A 1,312-nucleotide genomic window follows, 5' to 3' on the forward strand; every position below is an offset into this window, starting at 1 on the left:
GGCGGTTTCTAGCGGTGGTTGCAACACTGCTGCTAGACGGTGAGTAACTGTGTCATGCGTTCGGCGGGGCTGTCCCAGCCGAGTGTCATCCGAGGCCTGTCGTTGAGTTCGACCGTGACGGCGTCGAGGTCCTTGGCGGTATGGACCGACAGGTCGGTGCCCTTCGGGAAGTATTGGCGGAGCAGGCCGTTGGTGTTTTCGTTGCTGCCGCGTTGCCAGGGTGAGTGCGGGTCACAAAAGTAGACCGGCATCCCGGTCGCTTCGGTGAACTGGCCGTGCAGGTGCATTTCACTGCCCTGATCCCACGTGAGGGAGCGCTGCAACTGCGCGGGCAGAGTCGCGATCTTCGCGATCAGGGCGTCGCGCAGCAGGCTGGGTGCGTAGCCCTCGGGCAGGTGCAGCAGCATCACGTAGCGGGTGGTGCGTTCGACCAGGGTGCCGATCGCGGAGCGGTTGAATGCACCCAGGATCAGGTCCCCTTCCCAATGTCCGGGCACCGCCCGGTCGGCGGCTTCGGGTGGTCGTTCGCTGATCATGAGCATCTCCGTGGCCATCCGCGGGCGCCGCTGATCAGCCCGGACATGCGGCCGACGCTGAATGCGCCCAGTCCGCAACCAGGTCGCGACCTCGCGCCGCAACCCACCACGGGCTTGGACGTAGAGGGCTTGGTAGATCGTTTCGCACGTCACATGCCATCCTGGCCGGTCGGGATGATCACGGCGCAGTCGGCGGGTGATCTGCTGCGGGCTGAACCGCCTCTGGAGCCCATCTTGAACGATCGCCCGCAGCCTTGGATCCGCGGCCAGTTTCGAGACTTTGGGCCGGGCCCGACGATCGCGGCCATCTCATGGGCGGCGTGCGGGTGATAACCGCCGTCGGGTTGCTGGTTGCGGTGCAGTTCGCGGGTGATCGTGGAGACCGGCCGGCCTAGTTCGGCCGCGATCACCCGCAGCGACACCCCGGGCTGGCGGATCCGATCAGCGATCAGGATCCGCTCGGCCAGGCTCAGAAACCGGGCAGACACCACCGGCACCACAGTCGGCTCGCCAGCCTGGGCGGCTGCCTCGGCCTCGGCCCGCCACCGCTTCGCCGTCCGATAATTGATCCCCACCCGCCGAGCCGCTTCCCGGCTCCCCAACCCTGCATCCACCAGCGCAAAGTAAGCGACCCGCTCCACCACCAGACGCCTGCCACACTCAGACGAAGCCCGAACCCTCACCGGCCCGGCTCGATTCCGAAACCCTGAAGCCATGAACAACCCCTGATCACTCAGGTGTTGCAACGACCCCTAGAAACCGCCGGAGGGCGGGGG

The 1,312-nt window shown here is 66.5% G+C and carries 1 pseudogene; it reads right to left on the reverse strand.

Features of this window, described 5'->3' with window-relative positions:
• Nucleotides 1-32 precede the first annotated feature (32 nt).
• A pseudogene (locus AB0383_RS50080) lies at nucleotides 33-1,138 on the reverse strand (IS30 family transposase).
• Between the last annotated feature and the right edge of the window lie 174 nt (nucleotides 1,139-1,312).

Origin of the sequence: Amycolatopsis sp. NPDC051373 (assembly GCF_040689465.1) — a bacterium.
Taxonomy (GTDB): Bacteria; Actinomycetota; Actinomycetes; order Mycobacteriales; family Pseudonocardiaceae; genus Amycolatopsis.